At 61.9% G+C, this 15,208-nt stretch carries 14 protein-coding genes; 9 read left to right on the forward strand and 5 right to left on the reverse strand.

Going from position 1 to position 15,208, the window contains the following annotated elements:
• Positions 1-2: 2 nt before the first annotated feature.
• Positions 3-1,535, reverse strand: a complete 1,533-nt coding sequence (locus ACQUTI_RS03095) for an MFS transporter (protein WP_254465458.1) — start codon at positions 1,533-1,535, stop codon at positions 3-5.
• A gap of 116 nt (positions 1,536-1,651) precedes the next feature.
• On the opposite strand from ACQUTI_RS03095, the gene ACQUTI_RS03100 reads away from it, so the two are divergent.
• Positions 1,652-2,569, forward strand: coding sequence for a LysR family transcriptional regulator (locus ACQUTI_RS03100; RefSeq protein ID WP_109938399.1), 918 nt, complete (start codon positions 1,652-1,654; stop codon positions 2,567-2,569).
• Positions 2,570-2,643: 74 nt separating this feature from the next.
• Here the strand turns inward: ACQUTI_RS03100 and ACQUTI_RS03105 are convergent, their stop codons facing one another.
• From ACQUTI_RS03105 to ACQUTI_RS03120, 4 genes are all read right to left on the reverse strand, one after another.
• Positions 2,644-3,633: an isopenicillin N synthase family dioxygenase gene (locus ACQUTI_RS03105; RefSeq protein WP_074377614.1), complete on the reverse strand. Its 990-nt coding sequence runs from the start codon at positions 3,631-3,633 to the stop codon at positions 2,644-2,646.
• Positions 3,634-3,653: 20 nt separating this feature from the next.
• The gene (locus tag ACQUTI_RS03110; protein ID WP_048294994.1) at positions 3,654-5,072 is read right to left on the reverse strand and encodes an amidohydrolase family protein; all 1,419 of its coding nucleotides are present in this window, start codon (positions 5,070-5,072) and stop codon (positions 3,654-3,656) included.
• 11 nt (positions 5,073-5,083) lie between these two features.
• Positions 5,084-6,073: an ABC transporter substrate-binding protein gene (locus ACQUTI_RS03115; RefSeq protein WP_043519923.1), complete on the reverse strand. Its 990-nt coding sequence runs from the start codon at positions 6,071-6,073 to the stop codon at positions 5,084-5,086.
• A 294-nt stretch (positions 6,074-6,367) separates the two neighbouring features.
• On the reverse strand, positions 6,368-7,267 hold the full coding sequence (locus tag ACQUTI_RS03120) for a LysR family transcriptional regulator (protein ID WP_122542770.1): 900 nt from the start codon (positions 7,265-7,267) through the stop codon (positions 6,368-6,370).
• A gap of 207 nt (positions 7,268-7,474) precedes the next feature.
• Between ACQUTI_RS03120 and ACQUTI_RS03125 the strand changes: the two genes are divergently transcribed.
• Genes ACQUTI_RS03125 through ACQUTI_RS03160 form a run of 8 tightly spaced genes read left to right on the forward strand, consistent with a single transcriptional unit; the run spans position 7,475 to position 15,159 of the window.
• Positions 7,475-8,443, forward strand: a complete 969-nt coding sequence (locus tag ACQUTI_RS03125; protein WP_048324506.1) for a PDR/VanB family oxidoreductase — start codon at positions 7,475-7,477, stop codon at positions 8,441-8,443.
• 11 nt (positions 8,444-8,454) lie between these two features.
• Positions 8,455-9,738, forward strand: a complete 1,284-nt coding sequence (locus ACQUTI_RS03130) for an amidohydrolase family protein (RefSeq protein WP_169319455.1) — start codon at positions 8,455-8,457, stop codon at positions 9,736-9,738.
• The gene (locus ACQUTI_RS03135; protein WP_004202959.1) at positions 9,728-10,210 is read left to right on the forward strand and encodes a RidA family protein; all 483 of its coding nucleotides are present in this window, start codon (positions 9,728-9,730) and stop codon (positions 10,208-10,210) included. Before ACQUTI_RS03130 ends, ACQUTI_RS03135 begins: the two co-directional genes overlap by 11 nt.
• The gene (locus ACQUTI_RS03140; RefSeq protein ID WP_017899559.1) at positions 10,203-11,084 is read left to right on the forward strand and encodes a creatininase family protein; all 882 of its coding nucleotides are present in this window, start codon (positions 10,203-10,205) and stop codon (positions 11,082-11,084) included. The genes ACQUTI_RS03135 and ACQUTI_RS03140 overlap by 8 nt, the downstream gene beginning before the upstream one ends.
• Positions 11,084-12,067 (forward strand): ABC transporter substrate-binding protein, encoded by a 984-nt coding sequence (locus ACQUTI_RS03145; protein ID WP_126494295.1) that lies wholly within the window; start codon positions 11,084-11,086, stop codon positions 12,065-12,067. The genes ACQUTI_RS03140 and ACQUTI_RS03145 overlap by 1 nt, the downstream gene beginning before the upstream one ends.
• A complete protein-coding gene (locus tag ACQUTI_RS03150; protein ID WP_032431880.1) occupies positions 12,064-12,894 on the forward strand; it encodes an ABC transporter ATP-binding protein in 831 nt (276 codons plus the stop codon). The genes ACQUTI_RS03145 and ACQUTI_RS03150 overlap by 4 nt, the downstream gene beginning before the upstream one ends.
• Position 12,895: 1 nt before the next feature.
• On the forward strand, positions 12,896-13,711 hold the full coding sequence (locus tag ACQUTI_RS03155; protein ID WP_032456197.1) for an ABC transporter permease: 816 nt from the start codon (positions 12,896-12,898) through the stop codon (positions 13,709-13,711).
• Between the two features lie 26 nt (positions 13,712-13,737).
• A complete protein-coding gene (locus ACQUTI_RS03160) occupies positions 13,738-15,159 on the forward strand; it encodes an FAD-binding oxidoreductase (RefSeq protein ID WP_167878459.1) in 1,422 nt (473 codons plus the stop codon).
• Positions 15,160-15,208 lie beyond the last annotated feature (49 nt).

The following is a 15,208-nucleotide window of genomic DNA, read 5'->3' on the forward strand; positions in this document are numbered from 1 at the left end:
GCTCAGGATCCGCTGTTGCGGGTTTGGATAGCGCTCCCCTTCCGGCATAGCGTCCGCCAGACCATCAGGACGCACAGCAGGGTGACAACCGCCAGCCCACTAAACAGTAGCGTATAAGCAGAGTCATAGCTCTCGCGCAGCGCCCGGAGGGAAAAGTCAGGCAAAAGCGCAGCCGCCTGCGGCATATTGCCGGCTCCCAGCCAGCCTGCGGCGCGGTGAATCACCTCGGGGGCATACCCGTGAACGCGACTCTGCAGGGTCAGGGTATTGCTTGCCGTTAATACCGCGGAGACTATCGCCAGGGCGATCCCCTCGCCGGCAACGCGAACGGTGTTGAACAGGCCTGCCGCCATACCGGCTTTCGCCACCGGCACAGCGGATATCGCCAGGCCGTCCATCAGCCCCCAGGGAAGCGCCGCCCCCGCCCCACAGAGGATCAGAGCCAGCACCAATTGCGAAAGATGGTTACTGTGAAAAGCATCGCCCAGCAACAGCAACCCGACGGAGGCCATCGTCAGCCCTCCCGTGGATACCCGCCCCGGTGAAAACCAGCGGGTGAGCAGGGCCGCAACGGATGGGAAAATCAGCATCGGCGCGGTCAGCGCCATCAGATATAGCGCGCTCTGCGACTCACTCATCCCCTCTCCGCCCATAAAATGCAGTGGAACAACAATCAGCAGGACCACGTAGCAACAGCAGGTGGCGACAGGCAGCAACAGTACGCCGACAAAACGCGGATGGCGCAGCAGGGAGAGTTCCAGCACCGGGTTGCTCACCCTCTGGCAGCGCACGGCAAACGCCACGAACAGTCCCGCCGACGCGATGAACAAGGCCAGCGTGGTCAGCGATAAAAAGCCGCGGGCCGGAATGACCATAAGCGATGCAGTAAACAGCATCAGGGCCAGCGTAAACAGGGTTAAGCCGAGGTTGTCGGGTGTCCGCGGCTGGCTTTGTTCTGCCGCCGGCAGATACGCCAGACCGATAAGCAGTACCATCGCCGAGAGCAGCGCAAACAGGGCGTATACGCCGCGCCAACCCACCGCGTCGGTCATGAAGCCGATCAGCAGCGGGCCGAACGCCAGGCCGGCGCCGAACACCGTGCCCAGGATGCTGAATGCCCGCGTCCGCTGAGCACCGTCATACAGCTGGGCCAGCGCCGCACTGCCGCTGGCTAAAATCATCGCCGCGGCCAGACCTTGCAGCGCCCTCAGCACGCCTGACAGGAAGAGATTGTGCGTCAGACAAAACAGCAGGCTGCTCAGGCAAAACAGCGCGGCGCCGGCGATAAAAATACGTTTTCTGTCGATGGCATCCGCCGTCACCCCTGCGGCCAGCAAAAAGCTGCCGAAAGTCAGCATAAAGCCATTGGTCAGCCACGACAGCGCAGCGGGAGAGCCGCCCAGCGACTGCTGTATCGCCGGGGTGGTCATGACGCCGCCGGTAAAACTTAACGGCAGCAGCAAGGCCGCCATAAAGACAGAAAGCGCGGCCAGGGCGCTGGCGTATCGGGAAGGTGTTCTGGCGGTGAGTAACATCGGGCGGCCCTCATCAGTCGGCAAGGAATGAATAAACTATCGCCATCCTATTGCGGACGTTCTTGCCGATAAATAGACTGAAAATATCTTCTTAAGAGACAAAAGGTTTATAATCGATGGACAGCCTCACTTCGCTGACGTCCTTTGTCCGCACCGCCGAAACGCTAAGCTTTGTTCAGGCCGCCAGGCTGCTGGGGATATCTGCCTCGGCGGTGGGTAAGAATGTCGCCCGGCTTGAGCATAAGCTGGGGGTCCGGCTGTTCAACCGCAGCACCAGAAACGTCAGCCTGACGGCGGAGGGGGCCGCGTTTCTGACCCGCTGCCAGAGTATCCTGGAGCAGATCCAGGAGGCCGAGTCTGAGCTGACCAGCAGTCTTTCACAGCCCACCGGTAAACTGAGGATTTCACTGCCTGTCATCGGCTACCGCCTGTTGCTCCCCGCCCTCACCGCCTTTAGCCGTCTTTATCCGCAGGTTGAACTGGATCTCGATTTTAGTGACCGGCTGGTCAATCTGATCGATGAAGGATTTGATGTCGCTATCCGCAGCGGCGAACTAGCGGACTCCCGCTTGATCGCCAGAAAGCTGGGGGGCTTTCGTTTTGTGCTCTGCGCCAGTCCGGCCTATCTGGCGGAATACGGTGTTCCCGGCTCGCCAGCGGAATTAGCGGCGCACAAGTGTATTTTTTTTCGCTTCCCCGCGACAGGGCTGATCCAGCCCTGGGAACTGCGCGATATGCGGCTGACGGGAGATTTCAGGGCCGCTGCCATTATGACAGTCAATAACATTGAGGCCGCCATTCGCTTAAGCGCGGCGGGGATGGGCATCGCTTATGTGCCTGATTTTGTCGTGCGCGAGGCCATCAACGAGGGACAACTGCAGGAGGTGTTGCCCGGCTGTTGCGTCAAGGATGGGCATTTCTCGGTCCTGTGGCCCGCCAGCCGCTACCTGTCACCAAGAATACGCTGTTTTATTGATTTTATAGCTGCGGCAGAGATACCCTTGTCACCCGTATCGGCAAGCCCTACCCCCTGAAAAGCTCAGCGCCGGATGTCCTGCCGCGCGGCCAGCGAAAGCCGGCGGCAGGACATACCACTCAAGGGAGCATCTTACCCTTTGGCAAAATTGGCCTGGATCCGCTGCTGCAGATAATCCTCGGCGCTGATGGGCGGGTACTTCCTCTGCGGCCCGAGGATCTCGACATCTTTATTGGCCTGGCAGAAAAACGCCAGGCTGTAGCGCGGCCCCTGATATTCGTGGGGCAGCGGGTTTCTCACCCGGTGGAAGTTAGACGGCAGCTGGTCGTCGCTCCAGCGCATTAGCATATCGCCGATATTGCAGGTGATGACCTCTTCGCGCGGCTCAATGCTGGTCCACTGCTGGCTTTCGCGGTCTTTACCGGGACAAACCTGCAGGCCGCCCTGACCGGGGCGCTGGAACAGCAGCGTCAGACAGTCAAAATCGGTATGCGCGCCGGCCCGCCACATTCCCTGCTGCGACTGCTCGGTTGCATAGTAGTGCAGCATGCGCAAGGTGCTCTGATAGGTGTCACGCTGCGGATCGTGCGCGGTGGTGAAAAACGATTCCGGAAAACCGAGCTTTAACGCAAAGCAGGAGAGGATCTTCATCCCCAGCTGCCAGCACTGCGATTCAAACCCGAGCATCGTCTGTCGGAAGCCTGGCAGCTCCCGATCGCTGGGCCAGCGCCCATCCATCAGCGGACGGGTTATCTGATAGGACTCTTTTTGATCCGGCGTGCGGGTCGATGGCCGAACCTGCGCCTTGCTCTCCCAGCCGGCGTTGCCGGCCAGCGGATACTGGCGCTTCACCTCGTCGGGCAGGTTGAAAAACGCCTCGGTCGTGCTGAACGCCTGGCGGATCTCCGCCAGCGGAATACCATGGTGGCTGACCTGGAAGAAGCCGATCTCCACTGCCGCCTCCCACAGTTGTTCGGCAATATCATTTTTTCTTTCGGCAAAGTTCGACAGGTCGATACAGCGCACTTCGCGGGCGAAGGTCTCTTCACCCTCGGCGCCCATCAGCGCCTCTTTTTCCAGTTCCTGTAAGGCGTAGCGTTGATTCTGAGTAGTTGCGTTCATCTTCATTATCCTGTTATCAGTTAAACAGCGACGCGCTGTTGGAGGGTACGGACGGCCGCCAGCGCGTCGTGGCGCATCGCGTCAAGGTCGAGACCGGGAATGGCGTCATCTTCCACGATGGGCCGGCCATTCAGCAGCAGCGCCTTCAGCGCGGCGCGCCCGCCGCAGGCCACCGGCCCAATGGCCATGTCGTGCAGGCCGAAGTAGCGCGGATCGTCCAGCCGGTAAATGGCGAGGTCCGCCTGCATGCCGACCTGCAGAGTGCCGCTCTGCGCTAAGCCGAGGATCTGCGCCCCGCCGGCGCTGCCCCAGCGCACCACATCCTCCACCGTGGCCGCATCGGCCCCGCCCTCGAAGGTGCCTCCGGCGTAGCGCGGCTGCGCCAGCATCCCCTTGCGCGCGCGCTGCAGCAGCCATGCGGCGTGGGCTTCGCTTTGCATATCCGCCGCCTCATTGGAGGCAGCGCCATCCACCCCCAGCGAGACCGGGACCCCGGCCTGCTCCAGCGCCAGCAGATCGGCGATGCCGCTGCCCAGCCGACCGTTGCTTTGCGGGCAATGGGCGATGCCGGTTCCGGTGCGGCCCAGCAGGGCAATCTCCTCCGGCAGCAGCTTCACCAGATGGGCAAACCACACGTCATTTCCCAGCCAGTCATGCTCCGCGCAGAACTGCACCGGCGTCATGGCGAATTTCTGCCGCGCGGCGTCAAGATAATCGACGGTTTCCGATAAATGGCTGTGCAGCCGGATCCCCAGCTGGCGGGCCAGCTTCGCCATCTCCCGCAGCTGGGCGCCCGGCGCGGAGTGCAGGACGGTAGTGGGCGCCATCACCACCCGGCGCAGAGAATCGGGCCGGGGGTCGTGATAGCGGCTGACCAGCCGTTCGACATCCGCCATATAGCCGTCGAAGGTTTCCGGACGCAGCGCCACCGGCAGATCCTGTTCCACCGCCCGACCCTGGGTCGCCCCACCCCGGCACAGAACGATGCGCATCCCCAGCGCTTCCCCTTCGCTGAAGACAATCTCCGAGGTATCGAAAGGCATATCTGGCCAGTACAGGTAGTTGTGATCCGCCACGCTGGCGCAGCCCGAGCGCAGAAGCTCCACCAGGCCAATGCGCACCGCCAGACGAAAGGTATGTTCATCGAAAGCCGCGCGAAAGCGGTACGGCGTGGCGCTCAGCCAGGCCGTCAGGCTCTGGTTCAGCCCCTGCGGCTCGCCCTTCAGCAGCGACTGAAAAAGATGGTGGTGCGTGTTCACCCATGCCGGATAGATCACACAGTCGCGGGCATCGATCTGTCGCTCTTCCGGAAGCGGCGTCAGGCTGCCGATGGCCGCAATCTTGCCGTCGCGGATGCGAATATCTGGCCCGGCCAGCCGCGCCGCCTCTCCGGGCAGACCGCTGAGGATGGCATGGGCATTTTTAATAATTAATGACATGGCGTCGCTCCTCAGGGTTTAACCTGCATGGCCTGAACAAATTCGGTGGTGTAGGCCTGTTTCCAGTCGGTGGCCGCCGCCAGCAGACCGGCGCTGACCATAAAATCACGCGTCTTTTGCCAGCGCGCGTCGGTCATCGTCCCCCAGCCCTGACTGGCGGCATCCCCGCCGTCGATCAGATGATGCTCACGGATCTGGGTCACGCCCCAGGCGAGCAGATCGTCGGTCATTTTCGGATTGTCCTGCTTAATCAGCGCATTGCCCGGCGCCGGATCCTTGAGATAGCTCACCCAGCCCTCCATTGAGGCGCGGACAAACTTCGCCATCGCCGCTTTACGCTCGGCGATGGTGTCCGGGCGGGCGATAAGAATGCCGCCATAGGGAGGGTAACCATGCTCAGAAAAGAGGAAGAAGTTGGCCTTCACCCCAGCCTTCTGCACCTGGAACACCTCGGAGCTGACATAAGCCTGCTGGGCGACAGCGTCGTCGACGACAAAGGGTTGAATATTGAAGGTGTAGGGGCGAACCTGAGCGTCGCTCAGCTGGTATTGCGCCTTCAGCCACGGCCACCATGTCGCCTGACCGGAGCTGGAGACCAGAATGGTTTTATCTTTCAGCCCCTGCAGGGAGGTGACATCGGCGTGGGTCAGCAGCCCCTGGGGATCGTACTGAAAGGGCGCGGCAATGGCTTTCGCCTGGAAGCCGCGCTGAATGCCTTCCAGCAGCTGCAGATCGTAACCGATGATCACATCGGCCCGCTTCGACAACAGCAACTGCATGCCGTTGACCTGGGGGCCACCGGAGCGGATCTCGACGTCGAGACCATATTTTTTGTACAGCCCAGTGGCCTGAGCCTGATAATAACCCCCCTGCTCCGCCTGAGCGTACCAGGAGGTCAGCAGAACGATTTTCTCCTCGGCCTGAACGGCCAGCGAGACACCGCCGAGGGCCATCAGGCCCAGCCAGCGTAAACCCCGGGGAAGGCGTGCGCCTGTTTTCATTATCCCTCTCCTCTTTACGCCGGGAGGGGGAGCGAGCGAATGTGGCTCAGCCTCCCATCCCGGTCAACATTGAACCGCGACATGGTGACTGAGCAATGTCCCGTATGGATAACCCGTACTGACCGCTTCTACTCACACTTAGCTATACAAAAACAATGCCAGATTTTATCGCCCGCGCGCGGCCGCGCAAAATCGCCTGCGCCGCCGCCCTGGGGCATGCAACCTTTGATTCATGCACACAAAAAACGCACCATTATGGTGCACTAATGAATGATTTTAGTGCCTGCCGGTCTCTCACAGCTGGCTGAAGAGCATCTCCAGCTGGTTCAACATCATCGAGGCGGCAAGTGAAAGCTGGCGGGCGGGCGAGACGCACAGCGCCAGCGTGAAAGGCTTAAGCTGCGGATCGGTAAGCGGCACAAACGCCAGCTGGCCGGACTCGATCTCATCGAGAATATCCAGCCGGCACAGTATGCCGATACCCATCTGCTCTTTAATCAGGGTGCGGATCATGTGGATGTTATTCGACACCGCCACCTCCTTCACCTCGTTGCCGCTGATGTTCACCAGCGCCTCTACCGGTTCGCTGATCATCAATGGGGCGGAGGGCAGGATAAACGGGTAGTCGATGCACTGGCTAAAGCGCACAGCGCTGCGGCTGGCCAGCGGATGGCCGGTGGGCATCACGATCCCCATATTCATTTCGGCAAACGCCCTCACCTGCAGTTCACGGGAGGTCTGCGGGTTGAGCATGATGCCGAAATCCGCCTCGCCGGAGATCAGCGCCTGCTGGATGTGGATATTGTTGATGGTGGTCAATGTAAAAGAGATGTTGGGATAATGTTTATGCACCTCTTTGAGCATCGTCGAAAAGAAATGCCGGTTAATGGCATCGATGGTGGCGATGCGCACATGCCCGCGCCGCAGTCCGCGCAGGTCATCCAGCTGCTCACAGACCCGGGTAAAGTCCTTTTTCCAGTTATTGGCCGCATGCAGCAGCAGCTCCCCGGCGGCGGTCAGCCGCAGCCCGGTGGGATGGCGCTCAAAGAGCGGCATCGCCAGCTCCTGTTCCACGCGCAAAATCTGACGGTCGATAGAGGACGCAGAGACATGCAGCGCCTCTGACGCTTTACGAAACGACCCCTGACGGGCCACTTCAGTGAAATAGAGCAGAAATCGGGAGAAGGCAAACATCGTTTGGGTGCTCTCTTTTTTGCAACGGGTTGTGCGAATCAAAGCTCTGGACGCAACAGTTTTATCACAATACCGTAGCATTCATAGCGGAGAAACGATCGTTTCACCCATTTTCTTGCACGCCGGACAGTTCACCGCGAAGGGGAGTTATCTCTTCGCCGACCCTGGCCGCCCTGCAGACAGCGGAATGAGGGAGAGTAAACGGTAATGCACAGCCACGATTTTATTTCGGTCTCGGTCGGGGAAATACGGCCTAACGGCGAGGGAAATCTGTCTTTAATATTGCAGGCAGCGGCCGGGGAAATATTACCGGCCTACTCCGCCGGGGCGCATATCGATATTATTATTCCCGGCGTCGGCCCGCGGCAATATTCCCTGTGCGGCATTCCTGACCGCGGAAATCGCTATGAAGTTTGCGTCAGGCTGGCGGACGCTTCCACCGGCGGCTCACGCTATTTGCACCAGCAGCTCAAAGCCGGCGATCGGCTCTCCATTTCGCAGCCGCGCAACCATTTCCCCCTGCCGCAAGCCGGGCGCTACCTGCTGTTTGCCGGCGGTATCGGCATCACGCCGTTGCTGGCGATGGCTGACGCGATTGCCGCCAGAAAGGGTGAGCTGGAGCTGCATTATTATGTCGCCAGCTCGCGCCAGACCGCCTTCTCCCCGCGCCTGGCTCAGCTGGCCGCGAGCGGCACGGTGGCGATTCACTGCAGCGAGGAAGGCGAGTCGTTTCGCCAGCAGATCCCCCCATGCTTAACCGCGCCCGATCCTGATACCGCGGTGGTGGCCTGCGGCCCGGAGGGCTTTATTCAGCGACTGCGGTCGGTCATGGATGAATATCGCTGGTCGCCGTCGCAATTTGTATTCGAGCGCTTCACTCCCGCGGCGGAAAATAATACTGCGGCGAAAAACGCTTTTTATATTGAGCTGGCCTCCAGCGGGCAGCGTCTGCAGGTCGCCGCGGATCAAACCATTGCTCAGGTATTACAGCACGCCGGGGTGGAGGTCATGCTCTCCTGCGAACAGGGAATGTGCGGGTCATGTATTACCGGGGTCCTCGACGGGATCCCCGAGCACCGGGACAGCGTGCTGACGGCGGAAGAGAAAGCTGGCAACGACCAGATCACGCTCTGCTGTTCGCGGGCGAAATCACCGGGTCTGGTTTTGGATCTGTGAGGAGACTGACGATGACATTCTCCTCCTCTTGCGCGCCGCTCACCGGTATCAGCCGCGCCCGACTCCCGGCCTGGGCGCTGCCCGAAGGCTGGCCGACGCAGGCCAACGGTGAACCGCTGCTGGCGGACCTGGCCTTTCGCGATGGCCGGATCGCCGCATTGACCCCAACCGACCAGCCGGCTCCCGGCCTGTGGGATCTGGCGGGGGCGTTGACGCTCCCCGGTCTGGTGGAACCCCATGCCCATCTGGATAAAACCTTTACCATTGAACGCTGCCGTCCGGCGCAGGCCGGGCTGCTGCCGGCGATCCACGCCATGCATGAGGATCGCCGACACTGGACCGGGGCGGATATTCAACGTCGGGCGTCCGCCGCGCTGGCCCGGGCGGCAGCGAATGGCGTGACCCATTTGCGCAGCCATATCGACTGGTTTACCACCGACGCGCCGGACGCCTGGCAGGAGATCGCCCGCCTCGATACCGGCGGCATCACCCTGGAGCGGGTGGCGCTGGTCCCGCTGCCCCTGTTTCAGGATCCGGCGGATGCCGAGGCCATTGCCCGTGCGGTCGCCAACAGCGGGGAGCGCTGCCTGCTGGGCGGCTTCATCCACTCCTCCAACTGGGACGCCGCCGCCATGGCAAACCTGCTGCATAGCGCAGCCCGCTGGAAACTGGATCTGGATTTGCATATCGATGAGGAGCTCAGCGAGGTGTCTCAGGGGCTGACCTGGTTGGCGGATCATCTCTCCCGCCACCCTTTCCCCGGACATATCTGCTGCAGCCACGGCTGCGCGCTGGCCGCCGGCAGCGACGCGCAGGCGGCGCAAATCCTGCGTCAGCTGGCGGCGCACGGCGTCACCCTTATCGCCCTGCCGATGACCAACCTGCTGCTGCAGGATGCGACGTTCGGCCGCACGCCGCGCCAGCGGGGGATCACCCTGCTGCACGAGGCGCAGGCCGCCGGCGTGGCCACCCTGCTTGGGTGCGACAACGTGCAGGACGCTTTTTGTCCGGCGGGAAGCTACGACCCGCTGGACACCCTGGCCTGCGGCCTGTTCAGCGCCCAGCTTAGCGACCCGTTCGACCGGCAGTCGCGGCTGATCTGCGATCGCGCGGCGCTAACCAGTTCGCCGGCAGACGCGGCGCCCTTTGCCGTCGGGGCGGCGGCCAGCGTGGTGATTTTCCCGGGTAGCGACCGCTTTACCTGGCCTTTAAACAGCGCCGCCCGTCTGGTGGTTAACCACGGCAGGTTAACCCACCGGCGAGTGTGGCAGGAGGAGATGGCACATGAGTCTTGAAGCAGGCGCGGGGGCGCCGCTGGCGCGGTATGCCGCCTGGCGCAGAGCCGGCGATTTTATCTTTCTCTCCGGCATTATTCCGGTCAATCCCCTGACCGGCACCATCGTCAATGGCTTTCAGGATGTGCCTGAGCCGGTGCGGGAGCTGCTGGGGGCGACCGGCGAATTTTCAACCGATGCGAAACAGGGGCCGATACTCGCCCAGAGCTGGTACGTCCTGGAAAGCATCCGCCGCACCGTGGAGTCCGCGGGAGGGCAGATGAGCGACGTTATCAAGCTGGTGCAGTACTTTCGCAACCTTGACCATTTTCCCTATTACAGCCGGGTCAGGAAGCTGTTTTATCCCGACCAACCGCCCGTTTCCACCGTGGTGCAGGTCAGCGAAATGCTGCCCGACGCCACGGTATTGATTGAAGTCGAAGCAACCGTCTGGTTACCCCAGCCAATTCACTCGAGGCACCGCGATGATTAACGGTTACATTCCTGCAGCGCGCTTTCTCCCTTTCCTGAGCTGGACGGACGTGGCCGCCCTGCCGGATAAAAGCAATACGGTTATCGTCCTCCCCACCGGGGCGATCGAACAGCATGGCCCGCATCTGCCCTGCTCGGTGGACAGCGTGATATCTTCCGGCGTGGCGGGCCATGCCCTCGCCAGGCTACCGGCGGCGATCCCGGCCTACGCCATCCCGCCGATCGTCTACGGTAAGTCAGAGGAGCATCTGCATTTTCCCGGCACCCTGACCCTCAGCGGCGATACGCTGCTGCATACCCTGCTGGAGATCGCCGAATCTCTCTATCGGGCCGGTTTTCGCAAGCTGCTGATGATCAACGGCCACGGCGGCCAGCCGCAGATCCTGCAGATCGCCTGCCGGGAAATGCGCCTGCGCCACGGGGATTTCATCGCCATCCCGCACGATGTGTTCAACGTGCCCAACTGCGAAAAACAGTTTCTCAGCCCGCATGAACAGCGGATGGCGATGCACGCCGGGCATAGCGAAACGGCGCTGATGCTGGCGCTGGCGCCGGAGTGCGTTCATATGGAGCGGGCGGTCGCCAACTTCCCGCCGGAATTCCCCTGCCCGACCCTGTCGAAAGGCCGCCCGGCGGCGGCATGGGCAGCGTATGACTTTGGCCCCAGCGGGGTGATTGGCGACCCGACCCCGGCGACGCGGGAGCAGGGCGAAGGGCTGCTCGACTCCCTCGCCGCCAGCTGGGCGCAGGCAATCATCGAGATCCACCGCATGGCCTGGGTCGAACGTCGCGAACCGACCTGGGGCAAACAGCACTGGCACGGCTTTGTCCAGTCCCTCCCCCCCTCTATCGCTGCTGATTCCAAGGAGCCCTGATGAATACCAGATCGACGCCCGTTTTTACCCTGCTGACCGTGGCCGCCCTCGCGACCTCAGCCTCCTCCTTCGCGGCGGAGAAGTTTACGTTTCTCACCAACTGGTATGCCCAGGCGGAGCACGGCGGGTTTTACCAGGCCCAGGCCACCGGGCTGTACCAACACGCCGGTCTCGATGTCGAAATTAAAATGGGCGGCCCGCAGATCAACGTTATGCAGCTGATGGCGGCCGGTCAGGCGGACTGCACCCTTGGCGACAACGGCCAGGCGCTGGAGACCTGGCAGGCGGGGGTGCATGCGGTAACCGTCGCCACCGTGTTCCAGCACTCGCCGACGGTGTTTATCACCCATAACAAAGTAAGCAACCCGGCTGAGCTTAAAGACAAAACCTTCCTGCTCGCCACCGAGGCCTATACCTCCTTCTGGCCGTGGGCGAAGAGCGAGCTGGGTCTGGCTGGCAGCAAAGTGCGCCCCTATACCTTTAACGTCCAGCCGTTCCTCGCCGATAAAAATCTGGTGCAGCAGGGCTACGTCACCTCCGAGCCGTTCTCCGTCGCCAAAGGCGGGCAGCCGTTCTATGTCTATCCGCTCAGCGACTGGGGCTACCCGCCCTACGGCAACTCGATCATCTGTATGGCGGACACCATCCGCAAACGTCCGGCGGCGGTGGCGGCCTTCGTCAAAGCCTCCATGGAGGGCTGGAAAAGCTACCTGCAGAATCCCACCCCCGGAAACAACCTGATCGGCAAAGCGAATCCACAAATGGGCGCCGAGCAGATCGCCTTTGGCATTGCCCAGATGAAGCACTACCAGCTGGTGACCGGCGGCGATGCTAAGACCGGCGGCATCGGCATCATCACCGAGCCGCGGCTGAAAAAAACCTGGGACATGCTGGTGAAAAACAAACTGATCGACGCCAGCAAGGTGCCGTTTGAGCAGACTTACACCCTGGAGATGGTCAAAGACGCCGGAGTGATGCCATGAATACCGCCCCGAAACTGACCGTGATGAGCGACACCCGCTTTACGCCCGCCTCCGCCACGCCGGCCATTGAGGTGCTGTCGGCGGAGAAGATCTACAGCAACGGCACCCGGGCGCTGCTGCCCGTCAACCTGACCATCAATCAGGGGGAGTTCATTACCCTGCTCGGTCCGTCCGGCTGCGGTAAAAGTACGCTGCTGAAGATGGTCGCCGGCCTGGTGGAGCCCAGCGACGGCAAGCTGATGCTGTGGCGGCGCGACAGCCGGGAAAAGGCCCAGCATCCGCTCTCGTTTGTCTTCCAGGAAGCCACCCTGATGCCGTGGAGCAGCGTGCGCAATAACGTCAGGCTGCCGCTGGATCTGGCCGGCGTGCCGCGCGCGGAAGGTAATACCCGGGTGAGTGAAGTCCTTGAACTGGTGGGGCTGGGCAAGTTCGCCGACGTCCTGCCGCGCGAACTCTCCGGCGGCATGCAAATGCGCGTCTCCATCGCCCGCGGTCTGGTCACCCGGCCAAAGCTGCTGCTGATGGATGAGCCCTTCGGCGCGCTGGATGAAATTACGCGCAACAAGCTCGACAGCGATCTGCTGCGTCTGTGGCAGGAGCAGAACCTGACGGTGGTCTTCGTCACCCACTCGATCCACGAAGCGGTGTTTCTCTCGCAGCGGGTGATCATGATGGCGGCCCGTCCCGGACGGGTGGTGGAAGATATCGCCATCCGGGAGCCGTTCCCGCGCAGCGAGGCGTTCCGCGTCAGTCCGGCCTTTTCCCTGTATGCCCGTCAGCTGCAGGACAGTCTGTTGCAGGCCAGCCAGTCTGGTATGGAGCCATAATATGAAAACCACAACCGCAACGCCGTGGATCCAGCATCCGCGTTTTCTCAAAATTCTCTATCCGACCCTCGTCGCGGTGGCGGTGGTGCTCCTGTGGCAGGGCGCGGTAAGCTATTTCCGCATCCCGGCCTTTCTGGTGCCGTCGCCGCTGGTGATGCTGGACAGCCTGTGGACGCATCTCACGCCGCTGCTGCTGGCGCTGCTGTTTACCCTTAAGATCACCCTGATCTCGTTTCTGCTGTCGATTGTCATCGGCGCCGCCGTGGCGTTTATCCTAGTGCAGAACCGGTTTGTGGAAACCGCCCTGTTTCCCTACATCGTGTTTTTGCAGGTGACGCCGATCGTCGCCATCGCCCCGCTGATCATCATCTGGGTGAAGGACGCCACCCTCTCGCTGGTGGTGTGCGCCACCCTGATGGCGGTCTTCCCCATCATCTCCAATACCACCCAGGGACTGCGCAGCGTCTCTCCCGGCCTGCTGAGCTATTTCCGCCTCAATCACGCCAGCCGCTGGCAAACGCTGGTGCGACTGCGTATCCCCTCGGCGCTGCCCTATTTCTTCGGCGCGCTGCGTATTTCCAGCGGGCTGTCGCTGATTGGCGCGGTGGTAGCGGAGTTTGTCGCCGGCACTGGCGGGACCAATACCGGGCTGGCCTATCAGATCCTGCAGGCCGGCTATCAGCTGGATATCCCGCTGATGTTTGCCGCGCTGCTGCTGATCTCTCTCGCCGGGATTGCGCTGTTCGGCGTGATGTCCTGGGTCTCGCGTCGGGCGCTCAGCGCCTGGCATGAAAGCGAATCCGTGCAATCTCATTAATGTTCTGCTGACGAACAGGAAAAAGAATGATGACTGATGAACAGCGTCAACAAGCGATAGCGGCGATCCAGCAGGCACTCCCAGCGCTGGAGTGGACCCTGCAGCCGGCGAAACTCAAACGGCTTTCCCGCGATTTTCACTGGTTCAGTCCGGTGCTCACCGAGCAGCTGGCGGGAAAACAGGCGGACGCGGTGGTTCGCCCGCGCGATGAAGAGGAGCTGCGGCAACTGGTCTCCTCCTGCGCGCAGCACCAGCTGCCGCTGACCCTGCGCGGAAGCGCCACCGGCAACTACGGCCAACTGGTCCCCCTCGAAGGCGGGATGCTGGTGGATATGACCGGGCTCAACCAGATCGTCGCCCTCGGCAACGGCACGGTGAGAGCCCAGGCCGGCATTCGCCTGGCGGACATCGAAACCGCCGCCCGCCCGACGGGCTGGGAGCTGCGCTGTATGCCGTCGACCTATCGCCTGGCGAGCCTGGGCGGCCTCTACGGCGGCGGGTTCGGCGGCATCGGCTCCATCAACTATGGGCCGCTGGCGGCGCCCGGCAATGTGCTCAGCGTCAAAGTGATGACCGTCGAGCCGGTCCCTCGCGTACTGACCGTCCCGGCTCCCGAAGCGCTGCTGCTGCATCACGCCTACGGCACCAACGGCATCATTCTCGAGGTTGAGCTGGCGCTGGCTCCCGCGCACCAGTGGATAGAACGCCTGGACGTGTTTGACGATTTCGCCGATGCGCTGAACTATGCCAACGCCTGCGTCCGCTCCCCGGGACTGGTGAAGCGCCAGGTGGCGCTGCTGGCCACGCCGATCGCCGATTATTTTAGCCACCTGAACGATCGTTACCGCGCCGGCCAGCATGCGGTTATCAGCCTGATCGCCGTGGAGAGCGAAGGACTCTGCGCCAGCCTGTTACCGCGCCATCGCGGGAACAACGCCATCCGTCAGGCCAGCGACGAGGCCCGGACGCAAAACGCCTCGTTAATGGAATACTGCTGGAACCACACCACCCTGCATGCGCTCAAGGTGGACAATACGCTGACCTATCTACAGACGGCGTTTGATCCGCTGCGCTATCCGCAGCAAATTTTACAGATGGAGCAGCATTTCGCCGGGGAGGTAATGTCCCATATTGAATTTCTGCGCGATATCGAAGGCAACCTTACCGCCAGCGGTCTGCAGCTGGTGCGCTATACCACGCCCGAACGTCTCAACGCGATCATGCAGATATTTCGCGATAACGACGTCAAAATTAACAATCCACACGTACTGCAGGTTGAGGACGGCAAACAGGGGGTTATCCGCCCTGACGTGGTGGCGGTTAAACAATCTCTCGACCCGGCAGGATTGCTTAACCCCGGCAAGCTGCGCGGCTGGGCGCTGCGCGACCAGCTGGAGCTGGACAGCAACCCGCTGGCGCGGGCCACCCGCGAAAGCCCCGCGACCTGATCGCCCCCGCTCCGCGTGCGGGCTAACGCGGAGCGGGCCCGTCTCTCTT

This window comes from Klebsiella sp. 7-CIP_Kleb., from assembly GCF_050378655.1.
GTDB lineage: Bacteria > Pseudomonadota > Gammaproteobacteria > Enterobacterales > Enterobacteriaceae > Klebsiella > Klebsiella quasipneumoniae.